Source organism: Xanthomonas pisi DSM 18956 (assembly GCF_001010415.1).
Classification (GTDB): domain Bacteria; phylum Pseudomonadota; class Gammaproteobacteria; order Xanthomonadales; family Xanthomonadaceae; genus Xanthomonas; species Xanthomonas pisi.
Genome location: NZ_JPLE01000021.1, coordinates 1 through 18165 on the forward strand (window position 1 = coordinate 1; position 18165 = coordinate 18165).

General features: G+C 66.7%; 10 protein-coding genes, 2 other RNA genes and 1 pseudogene. All 13 read left to right on the plus strand.

Features of this window, described 5'->3' with window-relative positions; all coding sequences use genetic code 11:
• Positions 1–39 precede the first annotated feature (39 nt).
• Complete coding sequence (gene groL / locus Y887_RS06060; protein ID WP_039421754.1) at positions 40–1680, plus strand: chaperonin GroEL; 1641 nt, start codon at positions 40–42, stop codon at positions 1678–1680.
• Positions 1681–1834: 154 nt separating this feature from the next.
• Positions 1835–2410: an RNA polymerase sigma factor gene (locus Y887_RS06065; protein ID WP_046963487.1), complete on the plus strand. Its 576-nt coding sequence runs from the start codon at positions 1835–1837 to the stop codon at positions 2408–2410.
• Positions 2407–3408, plus strand: a complete 1002-nt coding sequence (locus Y887_RS06070; protein WP_046963488.1) for a FecR family protein — start codon at positions 2407–2409, stop codon at positions 3406–3408. Before Y887_RS06065 ends, Y887_RS06070 begins: the two co-directional genes overlap by 4 nt.
• A gap of 403 nt (positions 3409–3811) precedes the next feature.
• Entirely contained in the window at positions 3812–6622 is a 2811-nt protein-coding gene (locus Y887_RS06075) for a TonB-dependent receptor domain-containing protein (RefSeq protein WP_162199151.1), read from the plus strand.
• 88 nt (positions 6623–6710) lie between these two features.
• Positions 6711–8009 (plus strand): ComEC/Rec2 family competence protein, encoded by a 1299-nt coding sequence (locus Y887_RS06080; protein WP_052764939.1) that lies wholly within the window; start codon positions 6711–6713, stop codon positions 8007–8009.
• 69 nt (positions 8010–8078) lie between these two features.
• On the plus strand, positions 8079–8966 hold the full coding sequence (gene yghX / locus Y887_RS06085; RefSeq protein WP_046963490.1) for a YghX family hydrolase: 888 nt from the start codon (positions 8079–8081) through the stop codon (positions 8964–8966).
• Between the two features lie 664 nt (positions 8967–9630).
• Positions 9631–12444: a TonB-dependent receptor plug domain-containing protein gene (locus Y887_RS06090; RefSeq protein ID WP_046963491.1), complete on the plus strand. Its 2814-nt coding sequence runs from the start codon at positions 9631–9633 to the stop codon at positions 12442–12444.
• 225 nt (positions 12445–12669) lie between these two features.
• Positions 12670–12879, plus strand: coding sequence for a hypothetical protein (locus Y887_RS20130; RefSeq protein ID WP_146093380.1), 210 nt, complete (start codon positions 12670–12672; stop codon positions 12877–12879).
• Between the two features lie 27 nt (positions 12880–12906).
• Positions 12907–13980: a 3-deoxy-7-phosphoheptulonate synthase gene (locus Y887_RS06095; protein WP_046963492.1), complete on the plus strand. Its 1074-nt coding sequence runs from the start codon at positions 12907–12909 to the stop codon at positions 13978–13980.
• 1047 nt (positions 13981–15027) lie between these two features.
• Positions 15028–17205: a translocation/assembly module TamB domain-containing protein gene (locus tag Y887_RS06105; protein ID WP_046963494.1), complete on the plus strand. Its 2178-nt coding sequence runs from the start codon at positions 15028–15030 to the stop codon at positions 17203–17205.
• 61 nt (positions 17206–17266) lie between these two features.
• A non-coding RNA gene (locus Y887_RS18685) (sX9 sRNA) lies at positions 17267–17342 on the plus strand.
• A gap of 68 nt (positions 17343–17410) precedes the next feature.
• Positions 17411–17486: non-coding RNA, sX9 sRNA (locus Y887_RS18690), on the plus strand.
• A 147-nt stretch (positions 17487–17633) separates the two neighbouring features.
• Positions 17634–18003: pseudogene (locus tag Y887_RS21525) on the plus strand (hypothetical protein); the annotation flags it as partial.
• Between the last annotated feature and the right edge of the window lie 162 nt (positions 18004–18165).

The window sequence follows — 18165 nt, forward strand, 5'->3', positions numbered from 1 at the left end:
ATCCCCAATCCCCAATCCCAAATTCCGGAGTTACAACAAATGGCTGCTAAAGACATTCGTTTCGGTGAAGACGCACGTACCCGCATGGTTCGTGGCGTCAACGTGCTTGCCAATGCCGTCAAGGCCACCCTGGGCCCGAAGGGCCGCAACGTCGTGCTCGAGAAGAGCTTCGGCGCGCCGACCATCACCAAGGACGGCGTCTCCGTCGCCAAGGAAATCGAACTGGCTGACAAGTTCGAGAACATGGGCGCGCAGATGGTCAAGGAAGTCGCTTCCAAGACCAACGACAACGCTGGCGACGGCACCACCACCGCCACCGTGCTGGCCCAGGCCCTGATCCGCGAAGGCGCCAAGGCCGTGGCCGCCGGCATGAACCCGATGGACCTCAAGCGCGGTATCGACCAGGCCGTCAAGGCCGCCGTCATCGAGCTGAAGAACATCTCCAAGCCCACCACCGACGACAAGGCGATCGCCCAGGTCGGCACGATCTCGGCCAACTCGGACGAATCGATCGGCAACATCATTGCCGAAGCGATGCAGAAGGTCGGCAAGGAAGGCGTGATCACCGTTGAAGAAGGCTCGGGCCTGGAAAACGAGCTGGACGTGGTCGAGGGCATGCAGTTCGATCGCGGCTACCTGTCCCCGTACTTCATCAACAACCAGCAGAGCCAGTCGGCCGACCTGGACGACCCGTTCATCCTGCTGCACGACAAGAAGATCTCCAACGTGCGTGACCTGCTGCCCGTGCTGGAAGGCGTGGCCAAGGCCGGCAAGCCGTTGCTGATCGTCGCTGAAGAAGTCGAAGGCGAAGCGCTGGCGACCCTGGTGGTCAACACCATCCGTGGCATCGTCAAGGTCGTGGCCGTCAAGGCACCGGGCTTCGGCGACCGTCGCAAGGCGATGCTGGAAGACATGGCCGTGCTGACCGGCGGCACCGTGATCTCCGAGGAAGTGGGTCTGGCGCTGGAGAAGGCCACGATCAAGGACCTGGGCCGTGCGAAGAAGGTGCAGGTCTCCAAGGAGAACACCACCATCATCGACGGTGCTGGCGATTCGGCCGCGATCGAGTCGCGCGTCGGCCAGATCAAGACCCAGATCGAAGACACCTCGTCCGATTACGACCGTGAAAAGCTGCAGGAACGCGTGGCCAAGCTGGCCGGCGGCGTTGCCGTGATCAAGGTCGGCGCATCGACCGAAATCGAAATGAAGGAAAAGAAGGCACGCGTCGAAGACGCCCTGCACGCCACCCGTGCAGCCGTCGAAGAAGGCGTGGTCCCGGGCGGCGGCGTGGCCCTGGTGCGTGCGCTGGTGGCCGTCGGCAACCTGACCGGTGCCAACGAAGACCAGACCCACGGCATCCAGATCGCCCTGCGCGCGATGGAAGCCCCGCTGCGCGAAATCGTGGCCAATGCCGGTGAAGAGCCGTCCGTGATCCTGAACAAGGTCAAGGAAGGCACCGGTAACTACGGCTACAACGCCGCCAACGGCGAGTTCGGCGACATGGTCGAATTCGGCATCCTGGATCCGACCAAGGTCACCCGTTCGGCGCTGCAGAACGCAGCCTCGATCGCCGGCCTGATGATCACCACCGAAGCCATGGTGGCCGATGCACCGAAGAAGGACGAGCCGGCGATGCCGGCCGGTGGCGGCATGGGCGGCATGGGCGGCATGGATTTCTGATCCAGGCCGGCGCAAGCCGACACGTACTACCGCAGTCAGAAGGAGCCCCGCAGCGATGCGGGGCTTTTTTTTTGCCTGCCGTCCCGCGCGCCGGTCATGCCAGTTGCATGACGATGCGCTATAAGCTGCGCACGCATCGTCGGGCGCGGGAGCCATGGCCAGCCGGGACTGTCACATTGATCAGCATCAGCTCGACCAGCACCGGCCGCTGTTGCATCGCTATCTGTTGCGACGGACCGGCGACTGGTCGTTGGCCGAGGACCTGGTGCAGGAGACCTTCCTGCGCCTGGTGGTCTACGCGCGCGATCACGTGGTCACCGACATGGCGTCGCTGGCGCGCTCCATCGCGCTCAACCTGTTGAACGATCATCTGCGGCGGCGTCAACGCCAGCGCACCGAGCCGATCAGCGATGAGGTTCCCAGCCCGGCCGTGGGCGTGGAGGAAGCCGCGATGCAGCGGCAGCGGGTGGAAGCGTTCGCGCGCGCGCTGCAGGGCATGCCGCCGCTGCGCCGCGAGGTGTTCGTGCGCAGCCGGTTGCGCGGCCAGAGCTATGCCGACATCGCCGCTGCGCTGGGAATGAGCGAAGGTGCGGTGGAAAAACACGTCAGCCGCGGGCTGCGCTGGCTGCAGGAGACGGTGGCGCGCAGCGATGCCGCACCACCGCCAGCCGGCGCGCGCTGTGCAGCGGTACGCGACCCGGACCAGCGCTCTGAGGACGACGGCGCATGAGCGGGGAGCCAACGTGTCTGCCGGACGATGCCGCCGGGTGGGTTGCGCGCAAGCTCGCAGGCGATGGCGCCGATCCGCCGGGGCTGCAGCGCTGGCTGGCGGCCGATGCGGCGCATCGTGCCGAATTCGACGCGCTGTGGGCGCTGGCCCACGACGCGGCGCTGCTGGAGGCATTGGCTGGCGTGGAGATGCAGACCGGCATGCCAGGCACGGTGCCGACAGCCGGTACGCCCATCGCGCTGGCCGCGCCGACTGCCGCGCACTCGCGACGGCATCGGCCGCGCTGGCGGGCCGTGGCGCTGGTCGCCAGCCTGGCGCTGCTGGTCGTGCTGGCATGGCCCTGGTTGCAGCCGGTCCCGGCGCCGCTGGTGGTGGCCACCGCCCCGGGACAGATCCGCGTGCTGACCCTGGACGACGGCAGCGTGCTGACCCTCAACGGCGCCAGCCGCGTGCGTGTGCAGTTGCAGGCGCACCGGCGTGAGGTCGCGCTGGAGGCGGGCGAGGTGTTCTTCGACGTCGCCCACGACCCACGCCGCCCGTTCGAGATCAGCATGGGGCAGGCGCGGGTGAGGGTGCTGGGTACGGTGTTCAACCTGGCACGCGATGGCGCGCGCAGCGAGTTGTCGGTGTATTCGGGCCGGGTGGAGATCGCCAGCGATCGCGCACACCAGGTGCTGGCGGCCGGCATGCGCACCGAGGCCGTCAACGGCGGTCTGGTCGCGCTGCAGCGCTTCGACCCGGCCTCCGGCGACTGGCGCAATGGCTGGCTGCAGACCTCCGGCATTGCGCTGGCGCAGCTGGTGGAACGGCTCAACCGGCGCTCGCTGCAGCCGATCGTGCTTGCCGATCCAGCGCTCGGCGCGCTGCAGGTTTCGGGTCGGTTTCGGCTGGACCAGCCGGAGCGCACCCTGGCGCATCTGGCGCAGGTGCATGCCTTGCAGATCCGTCACAGCGGCAATCGCATCACACTCAGCCGCAGCGGCGGCACGCGCGGCTAGGGCGGATTCCACGTTCAAGGACCCCCACGCGCCCGTTGCCGCGCATCGCGTGGCGTCGTGCTCCCGCAGCGGTACCGACGCAGGCGCGGCATCGGCCATAGGACGGTGGTGACCCTGACGGGCATGGCGCTGGCGCGTCTTCGCTGTCGAAGGGTGCCAACCACCTGAAGGCGCGCAACGCTCCTCTGCCCCGCGGAGGGGACGGGCGATGCGTCATCGCACCAACGCCACCCATGGCATCGCATTGGGCTCTGCACGCCTGCGCCGCGCGCCTCACCGGACCTGCATGCTGGTCAGCGCGGCATGCGTCACAAAAAATTCATGAAAACCGCTGTCGGAACCGTCGCCGTGCACCGTCTTTATGGGTGCCACGCCACGTTGGCAACCCGACAAACGCCGCCTTATGCCACCTCGAACCGTGTTCCGTTGCTCTTCGCGCCTGCCTCAGGCCAGCCTGCTGGCGATCGCGCTGGCCGCCGCCGCCATGGCCGCGCCGTTCGCTGCGCAGCCTGCGGCATCGTCTGCTGCACTGCCGCCCGGGGATCTGGCCCAGACCCTGGCTGCGTTCTCGCGCGCCACCGGCCTGCAGGTGATCGCCGACCCGGCCTTGCTGCGCGGCAAACGCAGTTTGGGCGGCAGTGTCGCCGGCGACGCGCGTCAGGCGCTGACGCAGCTGTTGCGCGATACCGAGCTGTCCTTCCGCCTCGACGGCGACACGGTCATCGTGCAGGGTGCCGATACGCAAGCCGGCGCCACCGCGCCCTCGGCGCCTGCAACCGCCGGCGCAGCAGCGATCGATCTGGACCAGATCGTGGTCACCGGCACCGCCACCCAGCAGCCGAAATTTCTCGCGCCATATGCGATCTCCACCATCAGCGCCGAGGCGATCGCACGGCAGGCGCCGCGCAGCATGGTCGACATGCTGCGTTCGGTCCCCGGCGTCACCGCGGAAAACTCCGGTGGCGAGGCCGGTGGCGAGAACGTGGTGATCCGCGGCCTGCCCTGGTCGGGCTTTCGCCTGCTCGACGTGCTCGAAGACGGCCTGCCGCTGTTCGAATCCAACTACGAACGCCAGCTGCAGATCGACGAGGTGTATCGCCTGGATCTGGGCACCACCGGCGCGGAGATCGTGCGTGGCGGCACCGCGCCGATCTACAGCAACAACGCCTCCGGCGGCGTGCTCAACTTCATCACCAACCACGGCACCGACACCGCGCAGGGCGCGCTCAAGCTGACCGCCGGATCCAATGCGCTAGGTCGCATGGACGGCAGCGTGTCCGGGCCGGTCAAGGGCAACGAGGACCTGCTGTACGCGGTCAGCGGGTTCTACCGGCAAAGCGACGGATTGCGTGATCCGGGCTTCGGCAACGGCAACCAGGGCGGTCAGATCAAGCTCGGTGGCACCTATAAATTCGACTACGGCAAGCTGTTCGCGGATTTCAAATACCTCAACGACCGCGGCGTGTTCTACAGCGCCATCCCGCTGACCGACCCGCGCAACGGTGCGTCGCTCGGCGATCTGATCGATCCCGGCACCGGCACCCTCAATAGCGCCAGCTTCCGCAACGTGCGGATCCGCACTCTCGACGGCGATGGCGGCAGCGGCGTGGAAACGCGCGACCTGGCCGATGGCGTGCACCCGATCACGCGCACCCTCACCGTGGGCGGCGACACCGAATTCGCCAACGGCTGGCGGCTCAGCGACAAGGCGCGCTACGTCAGTGGCGATGTGCGATTCAATGCGCTGTTCAATGGTGCGCCCACCGATGCGGCTGGCCTTCTGAGCAGCCGCCTTGATGCCGCGCGCGCCGCGTTTGCGGGAACGACAGCGCTGCGCTACGCCCTGGCCGGCACCAACACCGCGTTCGATCCTGCCGCCACCGCAGGTCTTGCCATGATCAACACCTGGTCGAGCACACGCACGCAGTACCGCGACTTCTTCAACGACCTGCGCCTGGGGCGGCTGTTCGATACCGGCGACGGCGGCAGCCACGAGGTGTCGATGGGCGTGAGTGTCAGCAGTTTCGGCATGCGCCAGCAGCAGCTCGGCAATGCCCTGTTGACCAACGTCAAGGACAACCCCGATGCCCTGGACATCCAGGCGCTGGACGCGGCTGGCCAGGTGCTCGGCACGCTCACCGAGAACGGCTTTACCGCCTACGGCAGCGGCGATCTGATCGGCGATAGCCACGGCACTGCCACCGCGCTGTACGCAGCCGATACCTGGAAGCTCAACGAGGCCTGGCAGGTGGACGCCGGCCTGCGCCGGGTGTGGCGCCGCGAGCAAGGCAATCGCGGCGTGATCGGCACGCAGACCCTGGCCAGCAGCGGGCCGCTGGCCGCACGCAGCATCAGCGGCCTGGTCGGCAGTGTGCCGTATGCAAAAAACCAGGCCGGCACCTCCTGGACCGTGGGCAGCTCGTATGCGTTTTCCGAGCCGGTCAACGCCTTCGTGCGCTATACGGAAACCTTCAGTTTCCCGCGTCTGAGCGAGCAGTGGGGCAATGTGGTCGGCGGCGCGGGCGGGCGGCTGCCCGACGGACGTGCCACGCCGGTGACGCCGATCCGCCAGGCCGAGATCGGCATCAAGTACGCCTCGCGGCCGCTGGATCTGGTGTTGATCGGCTTCTACAGCGATTTCAAGGATCTCAATTCCAGCACCTTTGTCGCCGATGGCGCCGGCATCCTGCGCAACGTGCCGTTGCTGATCGATACGCGCACCAGGGGCCTGGAACTGGAAGGCACCTGGCGGCCGACCGCGTCGCTGCAGATCACCGGTTCGCTCACTGCGCAGGACCCGCGCATCAGCGGCGCCGACACCTTCACCGGCCTGTCCGGTAACAGCCTGGTCGACAACGAGATTCCGCGCGTGCCCAAGCTCACCTGGTCGCTGCAACCCAGCTATCGTTTCCAGCTGGGCCAGGTCGACACGCGCCTGTACGCGACGTGGTTCGGAATCGGCCGACGCTTTCAGGATTTCACCAATGCCAGCGTGCTGCCCAGCTATCGCACGCTCGATGTCGGCGTGCACATGCAACTGGATTCCAACGTCAGCCTGCAGGTGCTCGGCAGCAATCTGACCGATTCGCACGGTTTAACCGAAGGCAATGCGCGTGCGCCTGGCGTGTCCGGCGATCTGGTCCGTGCCGACGCCACGGTGGGGCGGCCGCTGTTCGGTCGCAATGTCGTGGCCTCGCTGCAGTGGGAGTGGTAACCGGCTGCGAGCGCATACGGGGGTACTGCCGACGCGGCGCACGGCCGTGCGTCGGTGTCGGTTCTTCGCCTTACAAGGAAACACCGCAATGCATTCTCTGCACTTGAACCGCCGCCGATTTCTCGGCGGTGTTGGCGCGGCCCTGACGGTCGGTATGCTGCCGCAAGGCGGGCGCGCTCAGGACGGCGCTGCACAGTTGGACAGCGTGCGCGAGCCGCTGAGCGCCTGGCAACCGGGCATGCTGGATATCCACCATATCGGCACCGGGCGCGGTAATGCGACGTTGCTGGTGTGCCCGGACGGCACCTCAATGATGATCGATGCCGGCGCCATCGACGGGCTGGACAAATATCTGATCGATCCGCTTCCCAATGCGTCGCGGCGACCTGGCGAGTGGGTCGGGCGCTACGTCAGGCGGCATCTGGCGCAGGCCAACCGGCACGAGATCGACGACTTCGTGCTGACCCATTTCCATCGCGACCATATGGGCGAACGCCAGCCGGACACGCCAATGGCGAGCAACGGCAAGTACGCGCTGACCGGCCTGATCGATGTGGCGCAGCTGGTACCGATTCGCCGGTATCTGGATCGCGGCTATCCCGATTACGATTTTCCCGCACCGTTGCACGACCCCAATCAACTGAATTACCGCGCCTTCATCCAGGCCGAACTGGCGCGTGGTGCGCGGGTGGAGCGTTTCCGTGCAGGCGTGGCCGACCAGCTGCGTCTGCGCCGCACACCGGCGGCGTATCCGCAATTTTCCGTGCGCAACCTGGTGGTCAATGGGGAGCTGTGGACCGGCCAGGGCGAGCAGACCCGCAGCGTGTTCCCACCCGGCGCGGTGCCGACCGAAAACGAGTGCTCGTTGGCGCTGCGCATGGACTATGGCGCGTTCAAGTACTACAGCGGCGGCGATCTTTCCAACAACACAAACTATGGCGACGATCCCTGGCGCGACGTGGAAACGCCGGTGGCGCAGATCGCCGGTCCGGTGGATGTGGCGGTGGTCAATCACCACGCGTATGCCGATGCCATGGGTCCGGCCTGCGTGCGTGCGCTGCGCCCGCGTGCCTTCGTGATCCTGACCAACGATTCGGCGCATCCCTCGGTCACGCCACTGGAAAACATGCTCAGCCAGCGGCTGTATCCTGGGCCGCGCGACATCTACGCCACCGCGATGAAGCCGGAGAACATCGTCGCCAACAAGCGCGTGCGCGAGATGACCAGCAGCAACGGACACGTCGTGGTGCGGGTGGCGCCGGGCGGCGCGGAGTACCGCATCGTGGTGCTGGACAACAGCGACGAATCAGACCGCGTGCTGGCTGTGCACGGCCCGTATCGCAGCGGTGCGCGCGGATCTGTCACGGAGGGCGCGCAGGCGGGATAGGCCCCTGGCAGCGCAGATCATCCACTGCGGTTATCGTGCGGGTCGCCAGCCATCCCCAGGAGCAAGCCCATGCGCCGTTTGACCGCTCAGGATTTCCACCCCGACCTGCTCGCGCTGTACGACGGCTATGTGCACGGCAAGCTCAGTCGGCGCGACTTTCTCGACCGCGCCGCTGCATTCGCGGTGGCCGGGTTGAGTGCGACCGCGATCCTGGAATCGCTAAGCCCCAACTACGCGCTGGCGACCCAGGTGGAATTCACCGACCCGGATATCGTGGCCGAGTACATCCGGTATCCCTCACCCAACGGGCATGGCGAAGTACGCGGCTATCTGGTGCGTCCGGCCAAGATCAGCGCGCCAGTGCCGGGCGTGGTGGTGGCGCACGAAAATCGTGGGTTGAATCCATATATCGAAGATGTCGCGCGGCGTGTGGCCAAAGCGGGCTTCGTCGCGCTGGCGCCGGATGGCCTGAGTTCGGTCGGTGGGTATCCCGGTAACGACGACAAGGGGCGCGCGCTGCAGGCGCAGGTCGATCCGACCAAGCTGATGAACGACTTCTTCGCCGCGGTGGAATATCTGATGAGCCGCGAGCGCACCACCGGCAAGGTCGGCATCACCGGCTTCTGTTATGGCGGCGGCGTGGCCAATGCGGCTGCCGTTGCGTACCCCGAGCTGGCCGCCGCCGTGCCGTTCTATGGTCGTCAACCGAGCGCCGAGGACGTCGCACGCATCCGTGCGCCGTTGCTGCTGCATTACGCCGCACAGGACGAACGCGTCAACGCCGGCTGGCCAGCCTACGAGGCCGCGCTCAAGGCGCAGCACAAGGTGTACGAGGCCCATCTCTACCCCGGTACCACGCACGGCTTTCATAACGATTCCACGCCGCGCTACGACAAGGCCGCCGCCACGCTGGCGTGGGACCGCACGGTTGCGTGGTTCCGCCGCTATCTGGTTTGAGACGACGGTGGGCGTCGCCACGCGGCGTTCGTTGCACGGGCATGCGGCGCCGGCACCATGGCGACGGTGCTCGATGCGGCAGGTCGAGGCTGGGAGGCATGGGGTGCAGCGGCATCAGGCTGCCGCCAGCTGCCACGCATCGCGACTACCGACTGTTGCGCTGAGGGTGCGCCGGCCTGTGTGCATGCGGCGTGCGCAATGCCGCACGCCAGGCGATCAGCACGCAGTCGAAGCTGTCATGCAGGGAACGAGCGAACGCAAGGCCACTGCATCAGGCCGGCCAACGCATCGGGCGACACGCCGAAGCGTGCGACACATCCCGTGGGGAGTGCGCCCCGCTTCGCGCAATCGTCATGCGAGCGCAAGCGTGTCCAGCCGATTCGCAAACCCTGGATCGCGATGGCGATCACACTTGTGTGACAGTGTGTTGACACCGATGTCATCGCAGTTCTAGCGTCGCTGGGCAGGCGTTTGCGCCGCGTGGTCGGGGGGCCATCGGACAAGGGGCGGCGGTGCAGGCATCGCTGGCAGACGTCGTTGCAGTGCACTGCCACGCCGGCCACGTCCGGCTTCTCCCGGGGATCTTATGAACTGCCGCAGTCATCGTCTTGCCTTGTCGATTTCCGTGTCCCTTGCACTGACGGCCGCCGCTGCGCCGCCGCTTATGGCCCAGCAAACCGAGCCGGACACACCGCGCGCCACCTCCACCCTGGATGCGGTCAGCGTGACCGGCTCGCGCATCAAGCGTGCGCAGGTCGAAGGCGCGCAGCCGGTGGTCACCATCTCCGCGCAGCAGATCCAGCAGGAGGGCTTTGCCACTGTCTACGACGTGCTCAACAGCATGAACCAGCAGGGCTCGGTGGAAGCCGATACGCAATGGGGCTCGCACACGCCCAATGCATCGCCGATCAATCTGCGCGACCTGGGGCCCGGGCGCACCCTGCTGCTGGTCAACGGCCACCGCGTTGCCGATTACCCGCTGCCCTACGGCGGCGAGAGCAACTTTTCCAACTACAGCAATATTCCGTCTGCGGCGGTGGAGCGCATCGAGATCCTCACCGGCGGCGCCTCGGCGATCTATGGCTCGGACGCGGTGGCCGGCGTGGTCAACGTGATCCTCAAACGCGACTACCAGGGCGACCAAGTGCGCCTGCGTGGCGGCACCGCCACCGAAGGTGGGCGCGACAGTTTCGATGTGTCGTGGGCGGGCGGGCGCACCGGCGAAAACTGGAGCGTGACCTACGCCCTGCAGGCCACCCGGCGCGACCCCTTGAGCGGCCGCGATCGCCCTGAGATGGACGACTCGGACGACATGTCCTATTCCAACTGGACCGGCCAGAACCGCCTATACGGCTTCAACCCGTTCACCGGCCTGAGCCTGGTCGATGCCAACACCAATGAGCGCCTGGCGCCGCCTGCGGGCACCTGCGCACGCTTCGGCGGCGAGTTCATCGACGGCCAGCGCCTGAGCTACAACCAGAACACCGGTGCGCTCACCAATGCCGGCAGCTACTGCGGCATGGCGCGCGATTACGGCGATTGGGGCCTGGTCACCGGCAGCGAAGATTATTCGGCGTATCTCTACGGCACCTGGAAGTTCGGCGAGGCCACCGAGGCCTGGGCCACGCTGTCGGCCAACCGCAGCATCGGGCGCTGGACCTACGACCCCCCGTACGCATATCTGGGCCCGTTCCAGGACGCGGCCACCGGGCGCTCGTTGAACCTGATCCGTCAGCTCACCCGGCGCGAAGCCGGCGGCTGGGACCGGCTGGCCAACTACAACAAGGAACAGTCCTGGGACCTGAGCGCCGGCTTGCGCGGCGTTTGGGCCGATCGCTTCGACTGGGAGCTGAGCGTGGGCCGCTCGCGCTACACCGTGGACGAATACATCCGCACCGTGGATACCGCGCGTGCCACCGAGTACTTCCTCGGCAGCCCCACCGGCACCGCTGCCGATGGCTCGCCCATCTATGCAATCAACGAAGCGCGCCTGTATGCACCGCTGTCGTCGAACCAGTACGACCAGCTGGTCGCCAAATCGCATAACTCGGCGTATTCGTGGGTGAATCAGGCCAGTTTCAGCCTCAGCGGCGATCTGGTGCAGGGCTGGGCCGGGCCGATCCGCTTCGCCACCGTGGCCGAAGTGGCAAAGCAGGGTTATCAACTGTCGCCGGACCCATGCGCCAACGAATGCTATCCGGTGGACGTGGTCGATAGCGGCGGCGGCGAACGCGTCCGCAGCTCGGCCGGTGTGGAATTCCAGATCCCGTTGCTTTCGACGTTGAGCGCCAATGTCGCCGGTCGCTACGATCGCTACGGCAATTACCGCTCTTCGGCTGCCATCGCCACCGATGTCGGTACGCAAAGCGATACCACCTGGAGCGCGGGGCTGGAATGGCGCCCGGTCGAGAGCCTGTTGCTGCGCAGCACGCTCGCCACCAGCTTCCGTGCGCCGGACATGCATTACGTGCTTGGCGAACCCAGCTCCACCAACCAGACCGTGATCGATCAATACCGCTGCATTTCCTCGGGCGCCTACCTTACCGGCGGCTGCAACGACGAGAACAACAACATCTACTACACCGTGGATGTGAATCGGCGCGGCACCCCGGACCTGCGCTCGGAAACCGGCCGCTCGTTCACGGGCGGGGTGGTGTGGGACATCGCGCAAGGGCTGTCGCTGAGCGTGGATTACTACCGCATCCAGCTGGAGGAGATGATCAAGGATCTGGACCGCGACGAGATCCTGTCGGCCGAAGCGGGCTGCCGCACCGGCACCACCATCAGCGGCGGTGCCTGGAACAATCCGGGCGGTGCGGGGTATTGCGACACCATCACCTCGCGCGTGGTGCGCAATGCCGACGGCACCATCGCCAGCATCGAGCGCGGCCCGATCAACCTGGCGCAGATGGAAACGTCCGGCATCGATGCCTCGCTGAAGTATCGCCTTGCCACCGCCGGCTGGGGCAACTTCCAGCTGTCGCTGGATTACAACAACCTGCTCGCCTATCGCGAACAGATCTACCGCACCGACAGCGACGAAAACCGCCGCGACGAACGCGTGCGCAGCCGCGTGCGCGGCAGCGTGCATTGGGACAACGGCGGCGCCTGGGACTGGACGGTGTACTTCCGCCGGCTCGGCTCGATGCGAGCGGTCAACTGGGGCACTTGCGCACGCTTCGACGATGGCTACCAGCCCAGCGCGTCGGACCAATGCCTGGTGACCGACACCGCCAACGTGCATCTGGGCGAAACCAGTCAACGCTACTTCGGCCGCGTGGGCCCGGCGATCTACTGGAACCTGAGCACCGGCTACAAGATCACCGACCACGCAAAGGTCAATTTCTACGTCAACAACGTGTTCAACGAAGTGGGCTACGAGAACAAGGAGCGCTTCTACGGCTACGGGTTCTACAACACCACCTTGTTCAACCCGATCGGTCGCGAAGTGGCAGCGGAATATGTGTTCACGTTCTGATTGAACGTGGCGGCCGCATCGCACGCCACGGCACAGCGCCGTGACGTGCGATGCGTCGTCAATGGCATCTGCTCAGCCAGGCCGTACTCGATCCCGGCTCGTCAACGCGCGGGTGGCGATGCCACGCATCGGTGCGCCCAGCTTGCCGTGCGATGTGGCGGCTGGCGCGGCACCTGCGGCTTGCAGGCACCCCTGCATTGGCACCGCTGCAACGTTCCGTTGCCGATGAAACAGTGGCACCGGCCAAACGTGCGTGGTATCAATGCACCCAATGAACGCACCCCGCAGCCAGTTTTATTTTTGGTACTACGGTTTTCCGATGCCGCTGGCGGAGGACGGATTGCGCTCACCCTGAAGAAACCTTCAGCAGCATTCCCGAAAAGCCGCCAGCGCACACTGGCGGCTTTTTTGTTGCCGCCGCGCCTGGCTCCCTGATGCAACACCGCCCACCGAGACACTGTTATGCCGCCTGTGACCGATGACCTGCGTATCCGCAAGATCGAAGCCCTCGCATCGCCTTCGCAGCTGCTGTCGCTGCTGCCCTGCGACGAGCGCGCCTCCGAAACCGTGACCAACTCGCGCGCCGCGCTGCACGAGATCCTGCATGGGCGCGACGACCGCCTGGCGGTGGTGATCGGGCCCTGCTCGATCCACGACCCGGTCGCGGCGATGGACTACGCGCACCGGCTGCGCCCATTGCGCGAGCAGTTCGGCGACGCGCTGGAGATCGTGATGCGGGTGTATTTCGAAAAGCCGCGCACCACCATCGGCTGGAAGGGCCTGATCAACGACCCGGACCTGGATGGCAGCTTCCAGATCAACAAGGGGCTGCGCGTGGCGCGCGGCCTGCTGCGCGACATCAACAACCTCGGCTTGCCGGCGGGCGTTGAATTTCTCGACATCATTTCGCCGCAATACATCGCCGACCTGGTGGCCTGGGGCGCGATCGGCGCACGCACCACCGAAAGCCAGGTGCACCGCGAGATGGCCTCGGGCCTGTCGTGTCCGGTGGGGTTCAAGAACGGCACCGGCGGCGACGTCAAGATTGCGGTGGATGCCGTGGGCGCGGCCTCGCATCCGCACCATTTCCTGGCCGTGACCAAGGACGGCCAGACCGCAGTGGCGGCCACTGCGGGCAATCCGGATTGCCATGTGATCCTGCGCGGTGGCAAGGTGCCCAACTTCGATGCGGCCAGTGTGGAATCGGCCAGCCAGGTGCTCAACACCTCCGGTCTGCCGGCACGGCTGATGATCGACGCCAGCCACGCCAACAGCGGCAAGAATCCCGACAACCAGCCCAAGGTGATCGATGACATCGCGCTGCAGCTGGAAGGCGGCGAAACGCGCATCGTCGGCGTGATGGTCGAGAGCCATCTGGTTGGCGGACGCCAGGAGCTGGTGCCCGGTTGCGCGCTGACCTACGGCCAGAGCATCACCGACGGCTGCCTGGGTTGGGACGCTTCGGTGCAGGTGTTGGAGCGCCTGGCGACAGCGGTGCGTGCACGTCGTGCGCGGCGGGTTGCCGAGGCTGCATGAGCCCGGGAGGTGGCATTCGCGGGCCGATGGCAGAATTACGCGTCGGTCCGCTTGCGGATTCGGCACCAGGCGTCATCCGCACCCGCATCCGGCGCGATGCGCCACCTTCTCCGCGTGGCAGAAAGCCAGGAGCGTTGCGGATCCTGAAGGGATAAAGGCAGCGCGCATCGCCATGGTGAAGCGTCTTTCTCTCGCGAAAACGAAACCCACTGTGCCTGCAAGCAAAGGGCGGGGCGACGGTGCTGAGGAACAGCACCCTCCATCACTTGAACCGCCACACGAGCGGCCAAAAAAAACGCCGGACCGGCGCAGGGAGCCGGTCCGGCGGATTGAACAACACCACCCACTGGTGACTCGTCGCTGCGGCGGCTAGGAGGGAGAGTCGTTCTGCACCGCCAGCGAGCGAGTGGGGACGTTATCCCTCGCGCGCATGGCCTGTGCATGTCGCTGCGTGGCGTCGGCAGACATGAAGTTTCGAAAGAGTGAATCGACGCTGCGGCGGTGCTTCACTGCGGACATCGCCGCATGCGTGACAACTCAGCCAGCAGCTTGCGCAGGTGCGCCGCTTCAGCCCAGCAGGTGCGCCGCTTCGACAGGCTGCGCAGCGCCATCGGCACCGCCTCGGGATAGCCTGAGCCGGTGAATCATCGCCACGGCCTGGCCCCCGGTTGGCTCAGCGCGGCGGCCCGCCGGCGCAGACACCCGTCGGTCGCGCAGCGGCGCGTGCAGGATGAGGTGATTGGACAGGGTAGGCATCGCGGAAACCGGCACGCCCATCGTCGCCGCACCAGGCATCTGGCTGCATGCGACCCTGCTGCAAAGGTCGACGGTGTCCGCGTCCATTGACGGCATTGCCCGGAAGCACGGCGCACATCGCCAGCCGGACACGGCCGCGACGCCCCCTGCCTGGGAGCACGCGCAGAAGCTGCTGCGTGCGCTCTCCCGTGCACCTGACACTACCTCCATGGTGTCGTGCGCCCTCAGCGTTCACGCCTCACCGTCGGCGCACCCGCGATAGTGACGGCAGACTCTTCCTCGCCTGCGCCCATGCCCTCTCTTCGCGAACGCTTTCAGCGCTGGCCCCGGCCGTGGCGGCTTGCGGTGCTTATGCTGTTGGCGCTGTACGCGCTGTATCTGGTCGCCGGCAATGTGTTCCTCAACACGCCGTTGTTCGATGCCACCACCAACCGGCAGCCGCACAAGTTCACCATGCAGACCGGCCCGGCGCTGACGCTGTTCCCGGGCGAGGTGATGGCCTGGAACGTGCGAATGCGTGGGCAGGCCAACCGCACCGTGTATGTCTTCCACGCCGATCGTGCGCATGCGCGCATCGCGTTGCTGGCCTTGTTTCGACGCGAGGTCCGTCTGCCGTGGCTGCATGCCACCGGACTGAGTGCGGAAGTGGAAACCTCCGACACGCCGATCCCGCCGCCGCCGCGTGGCGACCAGGGCTGGACGCTGCGCTTCGATGCGATCAGCAGCAACAGCATCCGCAGTGCGCGGCTGGGCAAATTGCTGATCGCCGGCGACGGTCACGGCACGGTGGGCTTTCTGAAACAGCTCAAGGGCGGGCCATCGGAGCTGTTTCCGTCCGAGGCGGGCTTCCGCGATGCGGTGATCAGCTTCGATGGCGTGCAGGTCTTCAATGGCGCGCAGCTGGATGCGCAGTTCCAGTTTCCGCGCCACTACCGCGACGAAGCGCCCGGCCTGCGCAAGCTCGGCATCACGCATGCGCGCCTGCAGTTGAAGGCCGGGACGGTGGCGTTGAAGATCGACACCGGTGCGCCGCACGTGGACATCCGCAGTGGCCCATCGGCGGCACGTGTGGAGGCCGACATCACGCTGGATCGCGGCGCGCTGCAGCCGGGCAGCCATGCGGTGTGGCGGCTGCCGTTGATGGCCGGTGTCGGTGCCACCGACCGCGGCATGCTGGCGCTGCAGCTGGATGTAGCGCAGGACATCCGCGTGCAGGCGCGGTTGCCGCGCGATGCACAGACCGGCAGCGAACTGCACGCCGATCTGCGCGTTGCCGGCCGCAGCATTCCCTTCCAGGAGCCGGCGCAGCTCCTGCCGCGGTTGTCGGGCCAGGTGCAGGGGCGCTGGAAGTTCGAATCCTTGAACTGGATCGCCGAGCTGTTCGTGCGCAAGCCGTGGTTTCAGCTGGAAGGCGGTGGTCTGGTGGAGGCCGATCTACGCTTGGCGCAAGGCTGGTTGACCAGCGGCAGCAGCCTGGAGATCCCGCGCGTGGAGGCGGTGGCGCAGGTGTTCGACACGCGCCTGACCGGGATCGCCACCGCGCGCGGCCGCATCGACGATGCCGCCGCCCCGCAGGCGCATCTGGATGTGAGCATTCCCACGTTCCGCGCCGCGCCGCGCGAAGCGCCCAGGCAGATCCTGCTGGATGGGCGCGACCTGCAGCTGGCCATGCATGGCGATGCCGAACTGGCGCGCCTGCGCGACACGCTCAAGGCGCAACTGCGTTTCAGCGATGCGAAGGTGCCCGACCTGACGGTCTACAACCGCTACCTGTCCGGCAAGACCGTGCGCCTGCTCGGCGGCAGCGGCAGCCTGACCGGCGATGTCGCGCTCAATGCGTCCGGCGATGTCGGCAGCGGGCATGCGCATCTGCGCGGGCAGGGCGCGCATCTGGCGCTGGCCGGCGTGCAGATGCGCGGCAATGCGGAACTGCAGGCGCAGCTGCAACGCGCCGACTTCAAGACCAAGTTCTTCGACCTCAGCGGCACACGCGTGCGTTTACGCAACATGCGTGTGGGCGAGGACACCGCCGATAGCAACTGGTGGGGCGAGCTGCAGGTTGGGGCCGGCACCATCCAGGCCAGTGCGCCGTTCCAGCTGGATGCCGACGCAGCGCTCCGCATGCGCGATGCCGCGCCGTTGCTGTCGGTGTTCGCACAGCGGGCCGACTATCCGCGCTGGGTCGTGGGCTTGCTGGATTCGGGCGAGCTCGATGCCACCGGGCGGGTGCGCTGGCGCAAGCAACAACTGACGGTCGACGACCTGCAGGCGGAAAATGCGCGTCTGTCGTTGCGCGCGCGCCTGGCGCTGGACGACGACAAGCGCCGCGGCAATCTGTATCTGCGTTGGGGCGTGCTCGGCGCCGGCATCGAAATCGATGGCAAGCAGCGGCAGTGGCATCTTGCCGGCGCACGCGAGTGGTACGAGGAGCAGCCGGGTCTGCTGCCGCCGGTGTCCAAGCGCAACTAAGAGCGGCTAACAAAACTACTGCGCAGCCGCCAGGCGGGCGCGGCCGGTGCTCGGAATCGGCATGTACCACTCGTACACTCCGGTTCCTGCGCGCCGTCCACACCTGCCTGACGACTGCTCGCTACGTTTTGTTAGCCACTCTAAGAGCAACGCACAAAACGACTGCACCCCCCGCCAGGCGGGCGCGGCCGGTGCTCGGTGCGGCATGTCCCACGCGTACACTGCGGTTCCTCCGCGCCGCCCACGCCCACCTGACGATTGCTCACTACGTCTTGTTGGCCGCTCTTAAGCGCTTGGTGGCTCGTAGTGGCGGGGCGCGGTGATGGATGAGACGCGAATCGGTGCGATCCCCGATACGCACCGCGCTCACGGCCCGCTTGACACACTGCGCGGCGCCGCCTGCGCGGTCCCTGAAGGAGCCTGCCGTCATGACGATGCCCGTTCGCGCCCGTTGGCGCGCATTGCCCCGCGCGCTGCGTTGGCCGGTATCGGCAGTGGTTGCGCTGTCTGTCGGCTACCTGCTGCTCGGCAATCTGCTGCTCAACACCCCGCTCGGGCCGGCAGCGCTCAACCGCAAGCCGGACACCTTCGCCATGCAGTGGGGCCCCGGGCTGACCTGGTGGCCGGGACGGGTGATGTTGTGGAATGTCGATCTGCACGGCCGCTCCACGCGCAATCGCTGGAACGTCAGCGCGCAACGCATGAGCGGGCAGATACGGATGCTGCCCTTGCTGCGCCGGCAACTCCTGGTGCCGGAGCTGCAGGTGTACGGTGTGCGTGCCGGCCTGCAGTCGGCAACCTCCATGGCGGATGCCGTGGGCATGCCTCCGGCCGCTGCCGCAGTCGGTGCGCAGCCGGCAACCACCACGCTGGACGCAACATCGCCGGCGCCCGCGAACGATCCAGGCGAACACGCCGCAGCGCATGCAACGCGCGCGACAGCTGCGCCTTCCACAGCAA

What these genes read in the sequence shown, in the direction of transcription:
- groL (WP_039421754.1), top strand. Translation starts at nt 40, where the DNA reads ATGGCTGCTAAAGACATTCGTTTCGGTGAAGACGCACGTACCCGCATG.
- Y887_RS06065 (WP_046963487.1), top strand. Translation starts at nt 1,835, where the DNA reads ATGGCCAGCCGGGACTGTCACATTGATCAGCATCAGCTCGACCAGCAC.
- Y887_RS06070 (WP_046963488.1), top strand. Translation starts at nt 2,407, where the DNA reads ATGAGCGGGGAGCCAACGTGTCTGCCGGACGATGCCGCCGGGTGGGTT.
- Y887_RS06075 (WP_162199151.1), top strand. Translation starts at nt 3,812, where the DNA reads ATGCCACCTCGAACCGTGTTCCGTTGCTCTTCGCGCCTGCCTCAGGCC.
- Y887_RS06080 (WP_052764939.1), top strand. Translation starts at nt 6,711, where the DNA reads ATGCATTCTCTGCACTTGAACCGCCGCCGATTTCTCGGCGGTGTTGGC.
- yghX (WP_046963490.1), top strand. Translation starts at nt 8,079, where the DNA reads ATGCGCCGTTTGACCGCTCAGGATTTCCACCCCGACCTGCTCGCGCTG.
- Y887_RS06090 (WP_046963491.1), top strand. Translation starts at nt 9,631, where the DNA reads ATGGCCCAGCAAACCGAGCCGGACACACCGCGCGCCACCTCCACCCTG.
- Y887_RS20130 (WP_146093380.1), top strand. Translation starts at nt 12,670, where the DNA reads ATGAAACAGTGGCACCGGCCAAACGTGCGTGGTATCAATGCACCCAAT.
- Y887_RS06095 (WP_046963492.1), top strand. Translation starts at nt 12,907, where the DNA reads ATGCCGCCTGTGACCGATGACCTGCGTATCCGCAAGATCGAAGCCCTC.
- Y887_RS06105 (WP_046963494.1), top strand. Translation starts at nt 15,028, where the DNA reads ATGCCCTCTCTTCGCGAACGCTTTCAGCGCTGGCCCCGGCCGTGGCGG.